Here is a 15296-nt window from a genome sequence, read left to right as displayed (position 1 = left end):
ATGAGTTCGCCAGTGCAGCGGTCGCCTGAGCCCGCTGCGCTGGCCCGGGTCCGATTACTCGGGCTTGATACCAGCCTTCTTGACCACCTGCCCCCAGGTGTCGTACTCGCGCTTCATGTAGGCCGCGAGTTCGGCCGGGGTGCTGGGGCTGGGTGACAGGCCCTTCAACTCAAGTTCCTTGACCACCTCCGGTTCCTTGAGGATCCTGACCAGCACCTGGTTCAGGCGGTCCACCACAGCCTTGGGCGTCTTCGCGGGCACCACGTAGGCGTACCAGTTCAGCGTATCGAAGCCGGGGTAACCCTGCTCGGCCACGGTGGGCACGTCGGGCATCAGCGGGTCGCGCTTGAGACCGGTGGTGGCCAGGGCGCGGATCTTGCCGCTCTTGATGTGCGGGCCGGCCGTGGGCGGGGTAGACATGAAGGAATCGACCTCGCCGCCGAGCAGGCCCAGCATGGCCGGGCCGCCGCCCTTGTAAGCGACGTGGGTGAGGTCGATGTCGGCCTTGATCTTCAGCAGTTCGCCCGCCAGGTGGCCGGCGCCGCCGATGCCGGGCGATGCGTAGGTCAGCTTGCCGGGTTGTGCCTTGGCCAGCTTCACATAGTCGGCCAGGTTTTTCACGGGCAGGTCAGCCTTGACCACCAGCACGTTGGAGAACACCACGGCCATGGTGACGGGGGCGAAGTCCTGCAGCGGCTTGTAGGGCAGCTTGGCATTCATGTGCGGGGCGACCGTGAGCGAACCCACGCTGCCCAGCAGCAGGGTGTGGCCGTCCGGCTCGGCGCGGGCCACGAAGTCGGTGGCGATGTTGCCGCCGGCACCGGCCTTGTTGTCGACCACCACGTTCTGCTTGAGCTCATCGCCCAGGTGTTTGGCGATGATGCGGGCCACCGCGTCGGTGGCGCCGCCGGCGGCAAAACCCACCACCATGGTCAGGGGTTTGGTCGGCCAGTTGGCCTGGGCCAGCGCGGGGCCGGCGGTCAGCAAGGTGCCCAGCGCGAGGGCGAGCGTCGTGATCTTGAAGGTCATGGAATCTCCTCAGGTGGATGCAGCCCGCCAGGCGGGCCGATGCAATCTTTCAGTATAGGGAGCACGGCCGTCCGTCGGACGCTGGTTAGTACTTAGCAGCTATCGGAAAAAGTGATAGCCCCATGGTGTCGGGCGATCACCAGCGCAGGCCCGCCTTCATGCCCCAGGAGGTGGTGTCGCCGGTCTTGTCGGTTTCGAGGGCGAGGTTGAACAGGCCCAGGTTCAGGTTGAGGCCGATGAAGAGCTTGCCCTGGCTGAAGCTTTCGCCCGCGAGGTTGCCCGCATTGGGCGAGCTGTTGACCCAGACCTGGCCGACACCGGCGTAGGGCGTGAGCACGGTGAAGCCCTTGGAGATGGAGATGTCCAGGCTGCGCGTGCTCAGGGCGAGCTGGCTGGCGCCGTCGAGCCGGGTGTAGGCGCCGCGCACGCCGATGGCCGGCATGGCCACGCCGCCACCGAGCAGGGCATACCGTACTTCGGCGCCGTAGAGCTGGGCGTTGATGGCCGGGACGTTGGCGATGAAGCCCCCCACGTCCAGCCCGAGCGGCAGCCCTTTGTGCAGATGCAGCTTCGGGATCAGCAGCGTGTTCATGCTGCTGTCGCTGGCGCCGGCCCGTGACAGGGCGCCGGCGCTACGGGAGATGTCGGTGCCGGTGACTTCGAGGCCGATGTCGAAGCCCGTGATGCCTTGCGCCTCGGTCGGCGCAATGGGCTTGTAGCTGAAGGCGGCGCCCAGGTCTTCGGAGACCCGGCGGAATTCCGACTGGCTGAGGTTGCCGAGTGCCGAGAGGTCGCCGGCGAGGGCGGGCTGGGCCAGGAAGGCGGTGAAGGCGAGCAGTGTGAGGTGTTTTTTCATGGTGTCGTGGTGCAGGAAATGCGTTGCAGTATCGCCGTGTCGTGGCAGTTGCGCTGTTTCAAGACGTATCACCTTGCCGCCAGCTGGCGCCGGCTTTCGAAGTGGCGCGACTCGCCGGTGACGGGGTCGGTGAAGGCCAGCGCGCGCGCCAGCAGCTGGAGGGGGTGGCTCCAGTCTTCCTCGGCCTGGCCCGGGCCATGGACCACTTCAGGGTAGAAGAGGTCGCCGGTGATCGGGCGCCCCAGCGCGTCCATGTGCACGCGCAGCTGGTGCGTCTTGCCGCTGCGCGGGCGCAGGCGGTAACGCGCCAGATCGCCGAGCGCTTCGATGAGCTCGATCTGCGTTTCGCTGTTGGGGGCACCCGGTACCTCGCGCTGGCGGAAGAAGCGTGCATCGGGTTCGATACGGCTGCGATGCACGGCCGGCAGCGGCAGATCGGGTCGTAGCGGGGCGATGGCTTCGTATTCCTTGTGCACCACCTGCTCGCGAAACAGGGCCTGGTAGGCGCCGCGGTCCTGCGGCTGCACGCTGAACAGCACCAGGCCGGCGGTCTCGCGGTCGATGCGGTGGATGGGGCTCAGATGTTCGATGCCGGTGCGGCGCTTGAGGCGCACCAGCAGGGTCTGCTGCACGAAGCGGCCGGTGGGGGTGACGGGCAGGAAATGCGGCTTGTCGGCCACCAGCAGGTGGGCATCCTGGTAGAGCACTTCTTCTTCAAAGGGGATGAGGGGCTCGGTCTCGAGTTCGCGGTAGTAGTAGACGCGCGTACCGGGGACAAAACGCGCCTCGGGCGGCAGCGCCATGCCTGCTTCGTCCAGCACACGGCCTGCACCCATGCGCTGCATCCACTGTTCGGGGCTGATGGCTGGCAGACGCTCGGCCAGGAAGTCGATGAGCCGCGGCCACGCGCCGTGCGGCAGGGCCACGCAGCTCGCACTCACGCCGTCGACCATGGGCGGCTTGTGGCGGTGTGGCGGGCGGCTCATGGCCGGACGGAGGTCAGATGCGCGTGAACACCAGATCCCAGACCCCGTGGCCCAGGCGCAGGCCGCGTTTCTCGAACTTGGTCAGAGGGCGGTAGTCGGGCTTGGGGGCGTAGTCCTCGGCGGTGTTCTTCAGCAGCGGCTCGGCGCCCAGCACGGCCAGCATTTGCTGGGCATAGGGTTCCCAGTCGGTGGCGCAGTGCAGGTAGCCGCCCGGTTTGAGGCGTGTCGCCAGCTTGGCCACCAGCGGGGCCTGCAGCAGGCGACGCTTGTGGTGCTTGGTCTTGTGCCAGGGATCGGGAAAGAAGATGTGCACACCGTCCAGGCTCTGCTCCGGCAGCATGTGGTCCAGCACCTCGACCGCGTCGTGCTGCAGGATGCGGAGGTTGGTCAGCCCGCGTTCGCCGATGTGCTTGAGCAGCGCGCCCACACCGGGCTCATGCACCTCGCAGCCCAGGAAGTTGGTATCGCGCATCAGGTCTGCGATATGCGCCGTGGCGTCGCCCATGCCGAAGCCGATCTCCAGGATCAGCGGGCGCTTCGCCGCTTCCGCGCCGAAGACCGCCACCCGGTCCAGCGGCGCTGCGCTGTAAGGCAGCACAAAACGCGGGCCATACAGCTCGAAGGCCTTGGCCTGGCCCGTGGTGGTGCGCCCGGCACGCTTGACGAAGCTCTTGATGGTCTTGGGAAAGTCGACGCCGGGCGGCGGCAGGCGGCGCCGGTCTTTGGGCGGGCCTGACGCTGCGGCATCCTGTGCGGGGGGCTTGGGGGTATCGGTCACCCCTGGATTTTAGCGGGCGCTCTCCAGACGGCAGCCCATTGCGCCGTGGCCGCCGCCAGCCAGTCGCCGATGGTCGTGCCCGATACGTGCAGGCCCAGCACGGCGGCGGCGGTCTTGAGGGCGAGCAGCGGATCGTGTGTGTCCAGCGCCAGGGCGCCGTTCTGTTTGCTGAGTTTTTCGCCGTTGGCGCCCAGCACCAGCGGTGTATGCAGGTAGGCGGGCGTGGGCAGGCCAAGCGCGCGCTGCAGCAGGAGCTGGCGCGCCGTGTTGTCGGCCAGGTCCTCGCCGCGCACGATGTGCGTGATGCCCTGGTCGCCGTCGTCCACCACCACCGCGAGCTGGTAGGCGAAATGGCCGTCGGCGCGTTTCAGCACGACGTCGCCGACGTCCTGTTCCACGTCCTGCGATTGCGGGCCCAGACGACGGTCGGTCCAGGGCACGACGCCGGCGGGCACACGCAGGCGCCAGGCCCGCGCCTGCTTGCCGTGCAGACCGTCGCGGCAGGTGCCGGGGTAGACCAGCTCACCATGGCGCGGTTTCACACGCCCCAGGCGCTGCTGCTCGGCTTCGATGTCACGGCGAGAGCAGGCACAAGGGTAGGCCAGGCCGCGCGCCACGAGCGCATCAAGTGCCTGCTCGTAGAGCGCGCTGCGCTGCGACTGGTAAAGGGGCGGCTCGTCCGGCAGCAGGCCGCAATCGGCGAGCTGCTGCAGGATCACCCGGTCGGCGCCGGGCACACAGCGTGGCACGTCGACGTCCTCGATGCGCACCAGCCAGCGCCCGCCGTGGGCGCGGGCATCGAGCCAGCTGGCGAGTGCGGCCACCAGCGAGCCGGCGTGCAGCGGGCCGGTGGGCGAGGGGGCGAAGCGACCGACGTAGTTCGCAGGCATTCACCAAGCGCGGATGTTTCGCCGCCGGGCCGCCCCAAGGCGAAACTCGGCCCCCTCGGGGGGCAGGGAGCACACGCAGTGAGCGACCGTGGGGGTCATGTTCGTCATGCCACCTTGAGTGCCAGCTCCAGCCCCGAGATGAAGGCATCCTCGACGCGGTGGCCCATGCACCAGTCGCCGCAGGCGCCGATGCGCGCGGCCGGATCCCACAGATGGCTCTGGTCCAGGGGCTGGAGGGTCTGCGCGTAGTGCCAGCGGTGCACGGTGGCGTAGCTGGGTTCGGCGCGGATGCCCGTGACTTCGGCAAAGGCCTTGAGCAGCTTGGACTGCACGCGCTCGGCGTCGTCGTTGAGGTGTTCCTGCGACCAGGCCGGGCTGGCCTGTACGGTCCAGCGTTCGATGGGGCCGCGTCGCGGCTTGCTCGATTCGCGTGCCAGCCAGGCGATGCGGTGGTGGGTGCTGCGCGCCGCATTCCACTGCGGCCCCAGCGCCGACAGGCCCGGTTGCATGGCCTGCGGAAAGGCCACCATCAGCGTCCAGCAGGGCGCCACACGGACTTCGGCAATGCGCTCGGCCAGGGCGGGTGCCTGTTTCGAGTTGCGCAGCAGTTCGAGCGCCTGCACGCTGGGCATGGCCAGCAGCACGCCATCAAAACCGGAGTGCACGTGGCGGCTGTCGTCCACGCCTTCGGTGTGCAGCTGCCAGCGGCGCTCGTTGAGCGCATCACGTTCGATCTTGACCACCCGGGTCTGCAGTTCCACCGCACCCTGGGCCAGCAGCGGTTCGGCCCAGCGCTTGACGAGCGCGTTCATGCCGGGGGTGGCCACCCAGTGCGATTCGCGCGTGGGCAGCGGCGCGGCCACCACGCGGCCCAGCGGGTCGAGCACGCGCACGGCGTTGGCGCTCCAGGGCCGGCACAGGCCGGGCACGGTTTCCAGGGCGCGCGCGAACATCGGGTTGCGCACCGTGAAGTACTGGGTGCCGTGGTCGAAGCTGCCGAACTCGGTATCACGCGTGGCCATGCGGCCGCCGGCGCCGCGGCTTTTCTCGAACAGCTTGACCTGGTGGCCGGCCTGCACCAGGGTGCGGGCGCAGGCCACGCCGGCCATGCCGGCGCCGATGACGGCGTAGTGTTGCGCGGGTTTTTTCATGTCGGCAGTCTCCGTTCTTGTCGATATTTCAGTTGCACCTTCGCTTCCACTGTACCGGAGCGGCGGCCGGCCTTCCCGGGGACCACCGCCGGGCCTCAGAAACTGGTGTGGACCGGCCCGAGCAGTGCCCGCCGCGTGGCCGGGCTTTCGAGCTGCTGCAGCCACCACTGCAGGGCGCGGCCTTGCTGGTGCTCGGTGCCGCCGCGCCAGGCGTAACTCACGCGCACCACCCGTGGCGGTCGCTCGGTTTTCTTGACCACGAGGTGGCCGGCGTCGATGTGCGGTCGCGCCATGCTCTCGGGCACGAAGCCGCCGCCCAGGCCGCGCAGCTGCGCATCGAGCTTGCTCTGCATGGTGGCCACGGTGAAGACATCCTGTCCGGCCAGCAGGCCGATGGTCAGGCCGCTGCCGCGCTGCGCCGAGTCGGCCACCGCCACGGCGCGATGGCGCAGCAGCATCTCGTCGGTCAGAGGCTCGGGCGCTGCCGCCAGCGGGTGATGCGGCGCCACCGCGTAGACGAAGCTGACCGGCCCCAGGGGTTTGCCGTGCACGCCGGCGCTGGTGCTGGGGTCCAGGGCCACGCCGATGGCCAGGTCGGCTTGGCCGGCGGTCAGCGCCTCCAGCGTGCCCGAGAGGGTTTCCTCGCGCAGTTTCAGGCGCGTCGGCGCGCCCAGGGCGAAGAAGCTCTCGCACAGTTCCATCACCGTGGTGCGGTGGATGATGCCGTCCAGCGCCACCGTGAACTGCGATTCCCAGCCCGTGGCCACGCGCCTGACGCGGTTGGCCACGGCGTCGATTTCCGCCAGCAGGCGCTGCCCTTCGCGCAGCAGCTCGGCGCCGGCGGCGGTGAGCCGGGCCTGGCGCGAGCTGCGGTCATAGAGCAGCACGTCCAAAGCATCCTCGATCTGGCGCACCCGGTAGGTCAGGGCGCTGGGGACCACGCCCAGGGCGCGCGCGGCAGCGGCAAAGCTGCCGGCGTGCTCGATGGTCTGCAGCATGGCCAGGGCGTCGGGGGTCAGAACGTCACGGGCGGTTTGCATGGTGGATCATCTTAAATTCAATTAATTTGAATGATGCCATCAAAGCGCATGGATCGCAAACCCCGCGGACCGGCCTAAAGTTCACCCCATCGCAGGCCTGTCCTGCTGAACCCTGGAAGGAGCCCACCATGCTGACCGTACGCAAATCGCAGGACCGCGGCTACGCCGATCACGGCTGGCTCAAGTCCTTCCACAGTTTTTCCTTTGCCGGTTATTACGACCCGCAGCACATGGGCTGGGGCAACCTGCGCGTGATCAACGAGGACCGCATCGCCCCGGGCACCGGCTTCGGCACGCACGGCCACCGCGACATGGAGATCATCAGCTACGTGCTGTCCGGCGAACTCGCGCACAAGGACAACATGGGCAACGGCCGCGCCATCCCGCCGGGCGATGTGCAGCGCATGAGCGCCGGCAACGGCGTGATGCACAGCGAATACAACCATGCGCCCAAGGACACGACGCATTTCTTCCAGATATGGATCGAGCCGAACGTGACCGGCATTCCGGCCAGCTACGAACAGAAGACCTTTGCCACGCCCGAGAAGCGCGGTGCGCTGCGCCTGGTGGCCTCGCCCGATGGCGCCAACGGCTCAGTGACCGTCCATGCCGATGCCCGTCTGTATGCCGGTTTGTTCGATGGCAGCGAAAGCGCGACACTGTCCCTGGATCCGGTGCGCAAGAGCTATGTGCACCTGGTGCGCGGCGAGCTGGAGGTCAATGGCCAGCGGCTGAGCGGCGGCGACGCTGCCCTGCTGGCCGGCGAAAGTCGGGTCGAGCTCCAGGCCGGCAAGGATGCCGAAGTGCTGGTTTTCGACCTGGCCGACTGACTGTTTTTCCACCCTGTTTCATTTTTTACCCAAGGAGCTTCCCATGTTCAACACACTGCAAAACCCCCTGTCCCTCATCGGTCGACTGCTGCTGGCCGCCCTGTTCCTGCCGGCTGGCATCAGCAAGATCGGTGGCTTTGCCGGTACCGCCGGTTACATCGCTTCCAAGGGCCTGCCCCTGCCGGAAGTGGGCGCAGCCATCGCCGTCGCGGTGGAAATCCTCGGTGGCCTGGCCCTGATCCTCGGTTTCGGCACCCGCCTGGCCGCCCTGGCGCTGGCCCTGTTCACGCTGGTCGCGACCTTCATCTTCCACAACTACTGGGGCGTGCCGGCCGACCAGGCCTTCGTGCAACAGCTGATGTTCAACAAGAACATCGCGGTGGTCGGTGGCCTGCTGGTGCTGGCCGCGCACGGTGCCGGCGCCTGGAGCCTGGACGCCAAGCGTCAGCGCTGATCCTCAGCCCGCGTGCCGGGTCTCGTGACACACGAGACCCGGCACGCGTCCCTGCAAATTTCTCAAATCGTTTTTTACCGGAGTCATCTCATGGCAAAAGTTGCTGTTGTCTTTCATTCGGGTTACGGTCACACCCAGCGCCTGGCCCAATCCGTGGCCGAAGGGGCCGGCGCCGAGCTGCTCACCATCGACGCCGAGGGCAACCTGCCCGAAGCGGCGTGGGAGACGCTGGCCGCCGCCGACGCCATCATCATGGGCTCGCCCACCTACATGGGCAGCGTGAGTTGGCAGTTCAAGAAGTTCGCCGACGCTTCCAGCAAGCCCTGGTACACCCAGGCCTGGAAGGACAAGGTGTTCGCAGGTTTCACCAACAGTTCCAACGTCAATGGCGACAAGGGTTCCACCTTGAGCTATCTGCACACGCTGGCCATGCAGCATGGCGGCCTGTGGGTCGGTCTGGGCATGGCGTACCACAACACCAAGGACTCCAAGCGCAGCGACGTGAACTATCTCGCCGCAAACGCCGGCCTCATGGGTCAGACCGCCTCCGATGCGCCGGCCGACAAGATGGAAGCCGGTGACCTGGAAACCGCGCGCCTGTTCGGCCAGCGCGTGGCCGCGGCTGCCGCCAAGCTGCGCGGCTGAGCGTAGAGTCGGGCTCCAGGAGGGCCACAACACCATGACATCGCCACCGCATATCCTCACGGGCCACCAGAAGGATCTGGGGGGCGGTTTCCTGGTGCGGCGCCTCCTGCCGGCTGCGACGCAGCGTTCGGTCGGCCCCTTCATCTTCTTTGACCACTTCGGCCCCGCGCTGGAAACGCCCGCAAGCGAGCACGACGTGCGGCCGCATCCGCACATCGGCCTGGCCACGGTCACTTATCTGTTCGAGGGTGCGATGATGCACCGCGACAGCATCGGCTCTTCGCAGCTGATCGAGCCCGGCGCCATCAACTGGATGACGGCCGGGCGCGGTATCGTGCATTCCGAGCGCCGCCCCGAGTCGCTGCGCAGCAGTACCTACACCAACCATGGCTTGCAGCTCTGGGTGGCCTTGCCGCGTGAGCACGAGGAGACCGAGCCGTCTTTCGAGCACACACCGGCGGCGGCGATTCCCGAAGGGCGTGTCGATGATGCGACCGTGCGCGTGCTGGTGGGGCAGGCCTTCGGCTTGCGTTCGCCGGTGCACACGCTGATGCCCACGCTCTACCTGGATGTGCAGCTGCCGGCCGGCGGCCGTCTCAAACTGCCCGCGCTGGCGCCCGAGATGGCGGTCTACGTGGTACAGGGCTCGCTGAACTGCGATGGCCAGCCGCTGGCGGCGCAGCAGATGGTGGTGCCGGACCCGGCGGGCGCGGAGTTGATCGCCAGCGCAGCCACCCGCCTGGTGGTGATCGGCGGTGCACCGCTCGATGCGCCACGCCATATGTGGTGGAACTTCGTTTCAGCGCGCCGCGAGCGCATCGTGCAGGCGGCCGACGACTGGGAGGCTCAGCGCCTGGGCCAGGTGCCGGGCGAGACCGAGTTCATTCCCCTGCCCGAGCGACGCTTCCTGGCCTGAGGCAAGCGACGAGACCCGGCCTGGACCTCGTGGCCATGGATCAGCTGGTGATCTTGAACACGCTGACCATCTCGTTGAGACGGTTGGCCTGATCGCGCAGGCTGGCCGCTGCGGCGGCGGATTCCTCGACCAGGGCCGAGTTCTGCTGCGTCATCTGGTCGATGCCGGTGATCGAGTCGTTGACGCGGGCGATGCCTGAGGACTGCTCGACCGTGGCCGCGCTGATCTCGCCGATCAGGTCGGTCACGCGCCGGACCTGCGCCACGATCTCGCCCATGGTGTTGCCGGCGTCGCCGACCAGGTGCGAACCCTTGTCCACCTGGTTCACGCTGTCGGAGATCAGGGCCTTGATCTCCTTGGCGGCCTCGGCGCTGCGCTGCGCCAGCAGACGCACTTCACCAGCCACCACGGCAAAACCCCGGCCTTGCTCACCGGCGCGCGCGGCTTCCACGGCGGCGTTGAGGGCCAGGATGTTGGTCTGGAAGGCAATGCCGTCGATCACGCCGATGATGTCGTTGATCTTCTTCGAGGCATGCTGGATGCCGGCCATGGTGCTCACGACTTCTCCCACGGCCTGGCCGCCACGCGCTGCGACCTCGGACGCGGTGGCCGCCAGCTGGGAGGCCTGGCGCGCGTTGTCGGCACTGTGCTGCACGGTCTGCGTGAGGCTGCCCATGGCCGAGGCGGTCTGCTCCAGGGAGCCGGCCTGCTGTTCTGTGCGGGAGCTCAGGTCGGCATTGCCCTGGGCGATTTCCGAGGAGGCGGTGGCGATGGACTCGGCCGCGCCCTTGACGTTGCTGATGATGCCGACCAGGGAGCGGTCAGCGCGGCGCAGGTCGTCCATCAGGTCGGCGAATTCGTCGCGTGTGGCCGGTTCGGGCACGGTGCCCAGCTCGCCCGCCGCAATGGCGCGGCCAGCCTGCTTGGCCTGCTGCATGGCACCCGTGATGCCGAAATACATGCCCATGTAGAGGTAGATCGAGACCAGGATGCCCAGGCCCAGCACGATGCCCAGCAGGGTGCGCTTGGTGGCGGCGCTGCTGGAGCGCTCGGCCAGCAGTTCGTCCATGACCTTGCGGTTCTGCTCGACCAGCGCCCACGCCGCATCGATGGTGGCCTGCGCCGCCTGACCGGCCTGTTGCTGGTTGACTCCGATGGTGTCAGCGGTGGTGAAGTTCTTGCGCGTGAAGGCGATGAATTCCTTGGCACTGGACTTGAGTGTGTCGAAGTTCTTGCTGAGCTTCTTTTCCACGTCGGGGTTGGCCTTCATGGCCTGGGAGAGCATGGTCTCGACCGTGCCGAAGGTGTCGCTCAGGCGCGCCTCGGTCACTTCGTAGAACACCTTGTCGGCGGGCTTGATGTCGCCGCGCGAGACGTTGAGCGTCGAATAGGCGGCCATGCGCACGGCGATGCCGGCGGTGCTGGGCGTGTTGTTGGCCAGCGGGTAGCCCAGGTAGAACAGGTCCAGGTCCGGGTCCAGCGACATGCGCGAGCGGTTGCCCATGTCGCGCATGAAGGCGTACAGGCGGCCGTACTCCGGGGCGTGCGCGCCGAAGGCCTTCTGTGCGAAGTCGGCATCCAGCGGCAGGGCGTCGACCTTCTTCTGCAGTTCGGCCCAGCCCTCCTGCAGACCCTTCAGCTCCTTGCCCATGTCGAACCAGGGCGTGGAGGCTTTCACACCGTCTTCGATGCGCTTGAGCACGGCGTCCACCGCCTTGGCGTTGTCCTTGAAGCGCTGGCGCACACCCTGGTCGCCGGGTGCGGCCGTGATGGTGATGCGCCGGCTTTCGATCAGCACCTTGTTCCATTCGACCAGATCGGCCATCAGGGCGACGGCAGCGCGTTCCGAGGCGATCATGCTCACGCGCGACTGCAGGGCCGTGAGCTGGGAGATGCCCATGTAGAGCAGCAGGGCCAGGGCCACGAGGCCGGAGAGTGCGAATTTGTAGCTGAAGCGCAGGCGCGCCATCAGGGCCGTGGCGGGTCCGAAAAAACCGGTCATGGGGGAGACTCCAGGGGAAACGGATGAACTTTATGGACTAGATCGACCAAATCGGCCAAAGCTTGAGGCCGGGCATAGAAATAGCCCTGGAACAGGCGACAGCCCTGCTGCTGCAGGATGTCGCGCTGGGCCTGGGTTTCCACGCCCTCGGCGATCACTTCCAGGCCCAGGCTGCGGCCCAGGGCGACGATGGTCTGGGTGATGACCACGTCGTTGGGGTCGGTCTGCAGATCGCGCACGAAGGAGGCGTCGATCTTGAGCTGCTGGATGGGCAGGCGCTTGAGGTAGCTGAGCGAAGAGTAGCCGGTGCCGAAGTCGTCCAGCGCGAACTGCACGCCCAACGCCACCAGCCGGCGCATCTTGTGGGTGGCGTCGTCGATGTTGTGGGCCAGCACGCTTTCGGTCAGCTCCAGCTGCAGCTTGTTGGCGTCGGCGCCGGTGGCCATCAGCACCGAGGTGACGCTTTCGACAAAATTGGCCTGCAGCAGCTGGTGGGCGCAGAGGTTGACGGAGATCACGAGCTCGCCCAGCACCGGCTGGCCGCGCCAGCGCTCGATCTGCTGGCAGACCTGCTCCAGCACCCACTGGCCCAGCGGCAGGATCAGGCCGGTTTCCTCGGCCAGGGGGATGAAGTGGCCCGGCGTCACCAGGCCGCGCTGTGGATGCAGCCAGCGCACCAGGGCCTCGGCGCCGACCATGCGGCCGTCACCGTCGAATTGTGGCTGGTAGTACACGCGGAACTGCTGCAGGGCCAGCGCCTGGTTCAGTTCGGCTTCCAGGGTCACGCGCTGGCTGAGGTGCACGGCGATGTCGTGGTCGAAGAAGCGGATGGCATTGCGTCCGCCGGCCTTGGCCTCGTACATGGCCATGTCGGCGCGCTTGATCAGTTCGTCGGCACCGGTTTCGGGGCCATCGAACAGCGCCACGCCGATGCTGACCGACATCTGGTGGTATTGGCTGTCGATGCCGAAGGGTTCGCGCATGCTGCTGCGCAGCTTCTCGGCCAGGCTGCGTGCCTGGGCACTGGCGCGCTCGGGGTCGAGGTTCTCCAGCAGCACCGCGAACTCGTCGCCGCCGGTGTGCGCCACTAGGCCCTGGTCGCCGACGATGCGCTGCATGCGCCCGGCCACGGCTTGCAGCAGCGCGTCGCCGACCTTGTGGCCCAGGGTGTCGTTGATCTGCTTGAAACGGTCCAGGTCCGAGAACAGCAGGGCGCCGCGGCTGCTTCCGTTGCTGCGCCCCAGGGTTTCCTGCAGACGCTCGAACAGCAGGCGGCGGTTGGGCAGGCCGGTGAGGGCATCGTGGTAGGCCAGGTGGTAGATGTGTTCGCTGTGCGCCTTGCGCTCGGAGATGTCGGAGAACACGGTCACGCTGCGCACGAATCGGTCCTTGCGCCGCACCGGCCGGCTGCTGATCTCAACGGGAAAAGTCTTGCCGCTGGCGCTCAGGAAGGTGCTCTCTCCTTCGCAGGGCTGCTGCCAGCGCTGCGGATCGAGCAGGGAGGTCTGGAGGCTGCCGGGGGCGGAGGGCTGGGACGTGGGCGAGACGATCAAGGGCAGCAGTTGCCGGCCCAGCAGGGCCTCGCGCTGGTAACCGAGCAGGCGACAGGCGGCGCGGTTGATGTAGGTGACGATGCCCTGGCGGTCCAGCACGAACATGCCTTCGCCCATGGCGTTGCTGAACGAGTCCATGCGCTGGCGCAAGACCATCTCGCGCAGGCCCATGACCACGAGGAGGAGCAGGGTCAGGACCGCGCTGGCGAGCAGCAGGCCGTATTGCTGCCAGATGTCGCGCCAGGAGATGTCCGGCGGCTTGTCGAAGGGGGGGGCCCGCAGTTCGCGCATCATGGCGCGCACCGGCTCGTAGTCGGCCGGCACGGTGAAGCCGTAGATGCCCATGCGCCGCGCGGCTTCGCCGCCGTGAGGCAGCGAAAGCAGGGCGCCGGCGATGCGCACCGACAGGTCTTCCGACAGGTGCGACATGGCGACGACCGGCCATTCCGGGTAAAGCCGCGAGGACAGGGCGTAGGGATAGCCGGGATAGTTCTGCTGTGCCAGGACCTTGAGCTCCCCTAGCTTGAGGCGTCCCTCGCGCACCAGGGTTTCGAGCAGGCCGGTGCGCACGAAGGCGACGTCGGCCTCGTCGGTCAGCAGCGCTTCGATGACGCGGTCCTGCGGCAGGCCGGTTTCCACCAGGCGCCCGGGGCTGATGCCCTGGCGCGCCAGCTCGGTGGCCTGGATCTGGTAGGCGCCGAAGGACAGGCGCGAGACGGTGGCGATGCGCTGGCCTTGCAGGTCCCAGGTCCTGGCGCGCGCTGCGCGCCAGGATGACACCGCCCATGGCACGCACCGGTCGCCCGTTTTCCAGATTGATCAGGGTGGCCAGTGGGGAGGAGAGACCGTTCTGGTGCACCATGCGGACGTACTCCCCGGGCTGGGTGATCACCAGGTCCACCGCCTGCTGCCGCACGGCCTCCTGCATGGGGCCGTATTCGTATACCTTGATTTCGAAGTGCGCGGAGGGGACCGCGCGGTTGAGGTAGTCGGTCAGGGGCTTCCACTGGGCCAGGGCGAGGGCTTCAGGACGGAACGACAGGACACCCACCACAATGGTTTCAGGATTGGCCCGCAGCGACGTGGCGGCCAGGGCCAGCAGCAGGCTGGCAAATGCGCGTGGCAGGCGGCGTTGGGTCATCATGTGGCAGTGGCCGGCAGGTAGGCACCACTGTAGAGCAAACGGGTATCCACCGGCTGTCGGATGATGCCAGCCTGCAGCATGATGGCCGAGAGCTTGCCCGTGACGCGCCGCAGATCACCCTCCTGGGCCGAGAGATAGCGCTGGTTGCCGATCAGATCCGGCAACTCCAGGCCGCGCAGTGAAGCAATCATCTCCTCCGCGCTGACACCCAGATGCTGCGCCGTCTGGTAGGCCGAGTCCCAGGGGTTCTGCCGCAGGTAGCTCAGGGCCTTGAAATACCCTTCCAGACTGGTGCGCAGGATGTGACCGTGCGTTTCCAGCGCCCCCGTGCGTACCGCCAGCACATCGAAAATGGTGTCGGGCATTTCGCGTGTGCTCAGCAGCTGGCGCGCGCCGGTCTTCTTGAGACGGGTTGCGACCGGCTCATAAGTCACGAGGGCGTCGAGCCCGCCCCGGGACCAGGCTGCTTCGTGCTCGTCGTAGACGATGCGCTGCACCTGCACATCTTCCAGCCCCAGGCCCGCCTTTTCCAGCACCATGGCCAGCATCAGGGAACCCAGGGCACTGTCTTCGGCACCGATGCGCCGGCCTTTCAGGTCGGCCAGGCGAGTGAGCGTCGGGCGCGCCAGCAGGACGTCGGCGCCCTTGGAAACATCGAAGACCAGCACGATCTGCAGGGGCACCCCCTCGTCGCGCAGCAGCAGGATTTCATCGAGGGTCAGCATGGCGCCATCGGCCGAACCATTCTTGACGGCGTCGATGGAGGCCTGCACCGTGGGGGCTTCTAGCAGGCTCAGATCCTTGGGCGCGTACCCCAGCGAGCGTGCCAGGAACATGGGCTCATAGCCGGGCCAGGGGTGTCCGGCCAGCACCAGGGGGCGCCTGGGACTGCAGGCGGTGAGCGGCAGCAGCCAGGACAGCGCAGCGCCCAGCAAAGTCCTGCGCCTTGCGACCGACAGCGGGCGATGTGTTGTTAGGACAGTCCGTTGGGCGTGCATGGGTGGGGCCCGCTGACGTCTTCA

Annotated in this window: 14 protein-coding genes and 1 pseudogene; 4 read left to right on the top strand and 11 right to left on the bottom strand. The window is 67.4% G+C overall.

Annotation, left to right across the window (positions count from 1 at the left end; all coding sequences use genetic code 11):
• Positions 1-54: 54 nt before the first annotated feature.
• The 7 genes from AC1RRP_RS04480 to AC1RRP_RS04450 all read right to left on the bottom strand — a co-directional run bounded on the left by AC1RRP_RS04480 (position 55) and on the right by AC1RRP_RS04450 (position 6730).
• Positions 55-1029 (bottom strand): Bug family tripartite tricarboxylate transporter substrate binding protein, encoded by a 975-nt coding sequence (locus tag AC1RRP_RS04480; RefSeq protein WP_493033657.1) that lies wholly within the window; start codon positions 1027-1029, stop codon positions 55-57.
• A 136-nt stretch (positions 1030-1165) separates the two neighbouring features.
• Positions 1166-1885, bottom strand: coding sequence for a hypothetical protein (locus AC1RRP_RS04475; protein ID WP_493033655.1), 720 nt, complete (start codon positions 1883-1885; stop codon positions 1166-1168).
• Between the two features lie 68 nt (positions 1886-1953).
• Positions 1954-2871 carry a pseudouridine synthase gene (locus AC1RRP_RS04470; protein WP_493033653.1) on the bottom strand — a complete coding sequence of 306 codons (918 nt, stop codon included), beginning with the start codon at positions 2869-2871 and terminating at the stop codon, positions 1954-1956.
• A 13-nt stretch (positions 2872-2884) separates the two neighbouring features.
• Complete coding sequence (gene trmB, locus AC1RRP_RS04465; protein ID WP_493033651.1) at positions 2885-3649, bottom strand: tRNA (guanosine(46)-N7)-methyltransferase TrmB; 765 nt, start codon at positions 3647-3649, stop codon at positions 2885-2887.
• The gene (gene gluQRS, locus AC1RRP_RS04460; RefSeq protein WP_493033649.1) at positions 3646-4539 is read right to left on the bottom strand and encodes a tRNA glutamyl-Q(34) synthetase GluQRS; all 894 of its coding nucleotides are present in this window, start codon (positions 4537-4539) and stop codon (positions 3646-3648) included. The genes trmB and gluQRS overlap by 4 nt, the downstream gene beginning before the upstream one ends.
• Before the next feature lie 104 nt (positions 4540-4643).
• Positions 4644-5690, bottom strand: a complete 1047-nt coding sequence (locus tag AC1RRP_RS04455) for an NAD(P)/FAD-dependent oxidoreductase (protein WP_493033647.1) — start codon at positions 5688-5690, stop codon at positions 4644-4646.
• 95 nt (positions 5691-5785) lie between these two features.
• Entirely contained in the window at positions 5786-6730 is a 945-nt protein-coding gene (locus AC1RRP_RS04450; RefSeq protein ID WP_493033645.1) for a LysR substrate-binding domain-containing protein, read from the bottom strand.
• A gap of 128 nt (positions 6731-6858) precedes the next feature.
• On the opposite strand from AC1RRP_RS04450, the gene AC1RRP_RS04445 reads away from it, so the two are divergent.
• The 4 genes from AC1RRP_RS04445 (at position 6859) to AC1RRP_RS04430 (ending at position 9575) form a co-directional block, all read left to right on the top strand.
• Positions 6859-7560: a pirin family protein gene (locus AC1RRP_RS04445; RefSeq protein WP_493033643.1), complete on the top strand. Its 702-nt coding sequence runs from the start codon at positions 6859-6861 to the stop codon at positions 7558-7560.
• Positions 7561-7603: 43 nt separating this feature from the next.
• Complete coding sequence (locus AC1RRP_RS04440; RefSeq protein WP_493033641.1) at positions 7604-8014, top strand: DoxX family protein; 411 nt, start codon at positions 7604-7606, stop codon at positions 8012-8014.
• A 90-nt stretch (positions 8015-8104) separates the two neighbouring features.
• The gene (locus AC1RRP_RS04435; RefSeq protein WP_493033639.1) at positions 8105-8659 is read left to right on the top strand and encodes a flavodoxin family protein; all 555 of its coding nucleotides are present in this window, start codon (positions 8105-8107) and stop codon (positions 8657-8659) included.
• A 34-nt stretch (positions 8660-8693) separates the two neighbouring features.
• The gene (locus tag AC1RRP_RS04430; RefSeq protein WP_493033637.1) at positions 8694-9575 is read left to right on the top strand and encodes a pirin family protein; all 882 of its coding nucleotides are present in this window, start codon (positions 8694-8696) and stop codon (positions 9573-9575) included.
• Between the two features lie 40 nt (positions 9576-9615).
• Here the strand turns inward: AC1RRP_RS04430 and AC1RRP_RS04425 are convergent, their stop codons facing one another.
• The 4 genes and pseudogenes from AC1RRP_RS04425 to AC1RRP_RS04410 form a co-directional block, all read right to left on the bottom strand.
• Positions 9616-11577 carry a methyl-accepting chemotaxis protein gene (locus AC1RRP_RS04425; protein WP_493033636.1) on the bottom strand — a complete coding sequence of 654 codons (1962 nt, stop codon included), beginning with the start codon at positions 11575-11577 and terminating at the stop codon, positions 9616-9618.
• A complete protein-coding gene (locus AC1RRP_RS04420; RefSeq protein ID WP_493033634.1) occupies positions 11574-13910 on the bottom strand; it encodes an EAL domain-containing protein in 2337 nt (778 codons plus the stop codon). Before AC1RRP_RS04420 ends, AC1RRP_RS04425 begins: the two co-directional genes overlap by 4 nt.
• Positions 13911-13953: 43 nt before the next feature.
• Positions 13954-14271, bottom strand: a pseudogene (locus AC1RRP_RS04415) (PhnD/SsuA/transferrin family substrate-binding protein); the annotation flags it as partial.
• On the bottom strand, positions 14271-15209 hold the full coding sequence (locus tag AC1RRP_RS04410; RefSeq protein WP_493033632.1) for an ABC transporter substrate-binding protein: 939 nt from the start codon (positions 15207-15209) through the stop codon (positions 14271-14273). The pseudogene AC1RRP_RS04415 and the gene AC1RRP_RS04410, both read right to left, overlap by 1 nt.
• Positions 15210-15296 lie beyond the last annotated feature (87 nt).

Source organism: Hylemonella sp. GW821-FHT12C09 (assembly GCF_058807395.1).
This window is presented reverse-complemented; position numbering and strand designations above follow the sequence as displayed.

Bases quoted from the DNA above. Each gene is read 5' to 3' on its own strand.
- AC1RRP_RS04480 (WP_493033657.1), bottom strand. From the start codon at position 1,029: ATGACCTTCAAGATCACGACGCTCGCCCTCGCGCTGGGCACCTTGCTG.
- AC1RRP_RS04475 (WP_493033655.1), bottom strand. From the start codon at position 1,885: ATGAAAAAACACCTCACACTGCTCGCCTTCACCGCCTTCCTGGCCCAG.
- AC1RRP_RS04470 (WP_493033653.1), bottom strand. From the start codon at position 2,871: ATGAGCCGCCCGCCACACCGCCACAAGCCGCCCATGGTCGACGGCGTG.
- gluQRS (WP_493033649.1), bottom strand. From the start codon at position 4,539: ATGCCTGCGAACTACGTCGGTCGCTTCGCCCCCTCGCCCACCGGCCCG.
- AC1RRP_RS04455 (WP_493033647.1), bottom strand. From the start codon at position 5,690: ATGAAAAAACCCGCGCAACACTACGCCGTCATCGGCGCCGGCATGGCC.
- AC1RRP_RS04450 (WP_493033645.1), bottom strand. From the start codon at position 6,730: ATGCAAACCGCCCGTGACGTTCTGACCCCCGACGCCCTGGCCATGCTG.
- AC1RRP_RS04445 (WP_493033643.1), top strand. From the start codon at position 6,859: ATGCTGACCGTACGCAAATCGCAGGACCGCGGCTACGCCGATCACGGC.
- AC1RRP_RS04440 (WP_493033641.1), top strand. From the start codon at position 7,604: ATGTTCAACACACTGCAAAACCCCCTGTCCCTCATCGGTCGACTGCTG.
- AC1RRP_RS04435 (WP_493033639.1), top strand. From the start codon at position 8,105: ATGGCAAAAGTTGCTGTTGTCTTTCATTCGGGTTACGGTCACACCCAG.
- AC1RRP_RS04430 (WP_493033637.1), top strand. From the start codon at position 8,694: ATGACATCGCCACCGCATATCCTCACGGGCCACCAGAAGGATCTGGGG.
- AC1RRP_RS04425 (WP_493033636.1), bottom strand. From the start codon at position 11,577: ATGACCGGTTTTTTCGGACCCGCCACGGCCCTGATGGCGCGCCTGCGC.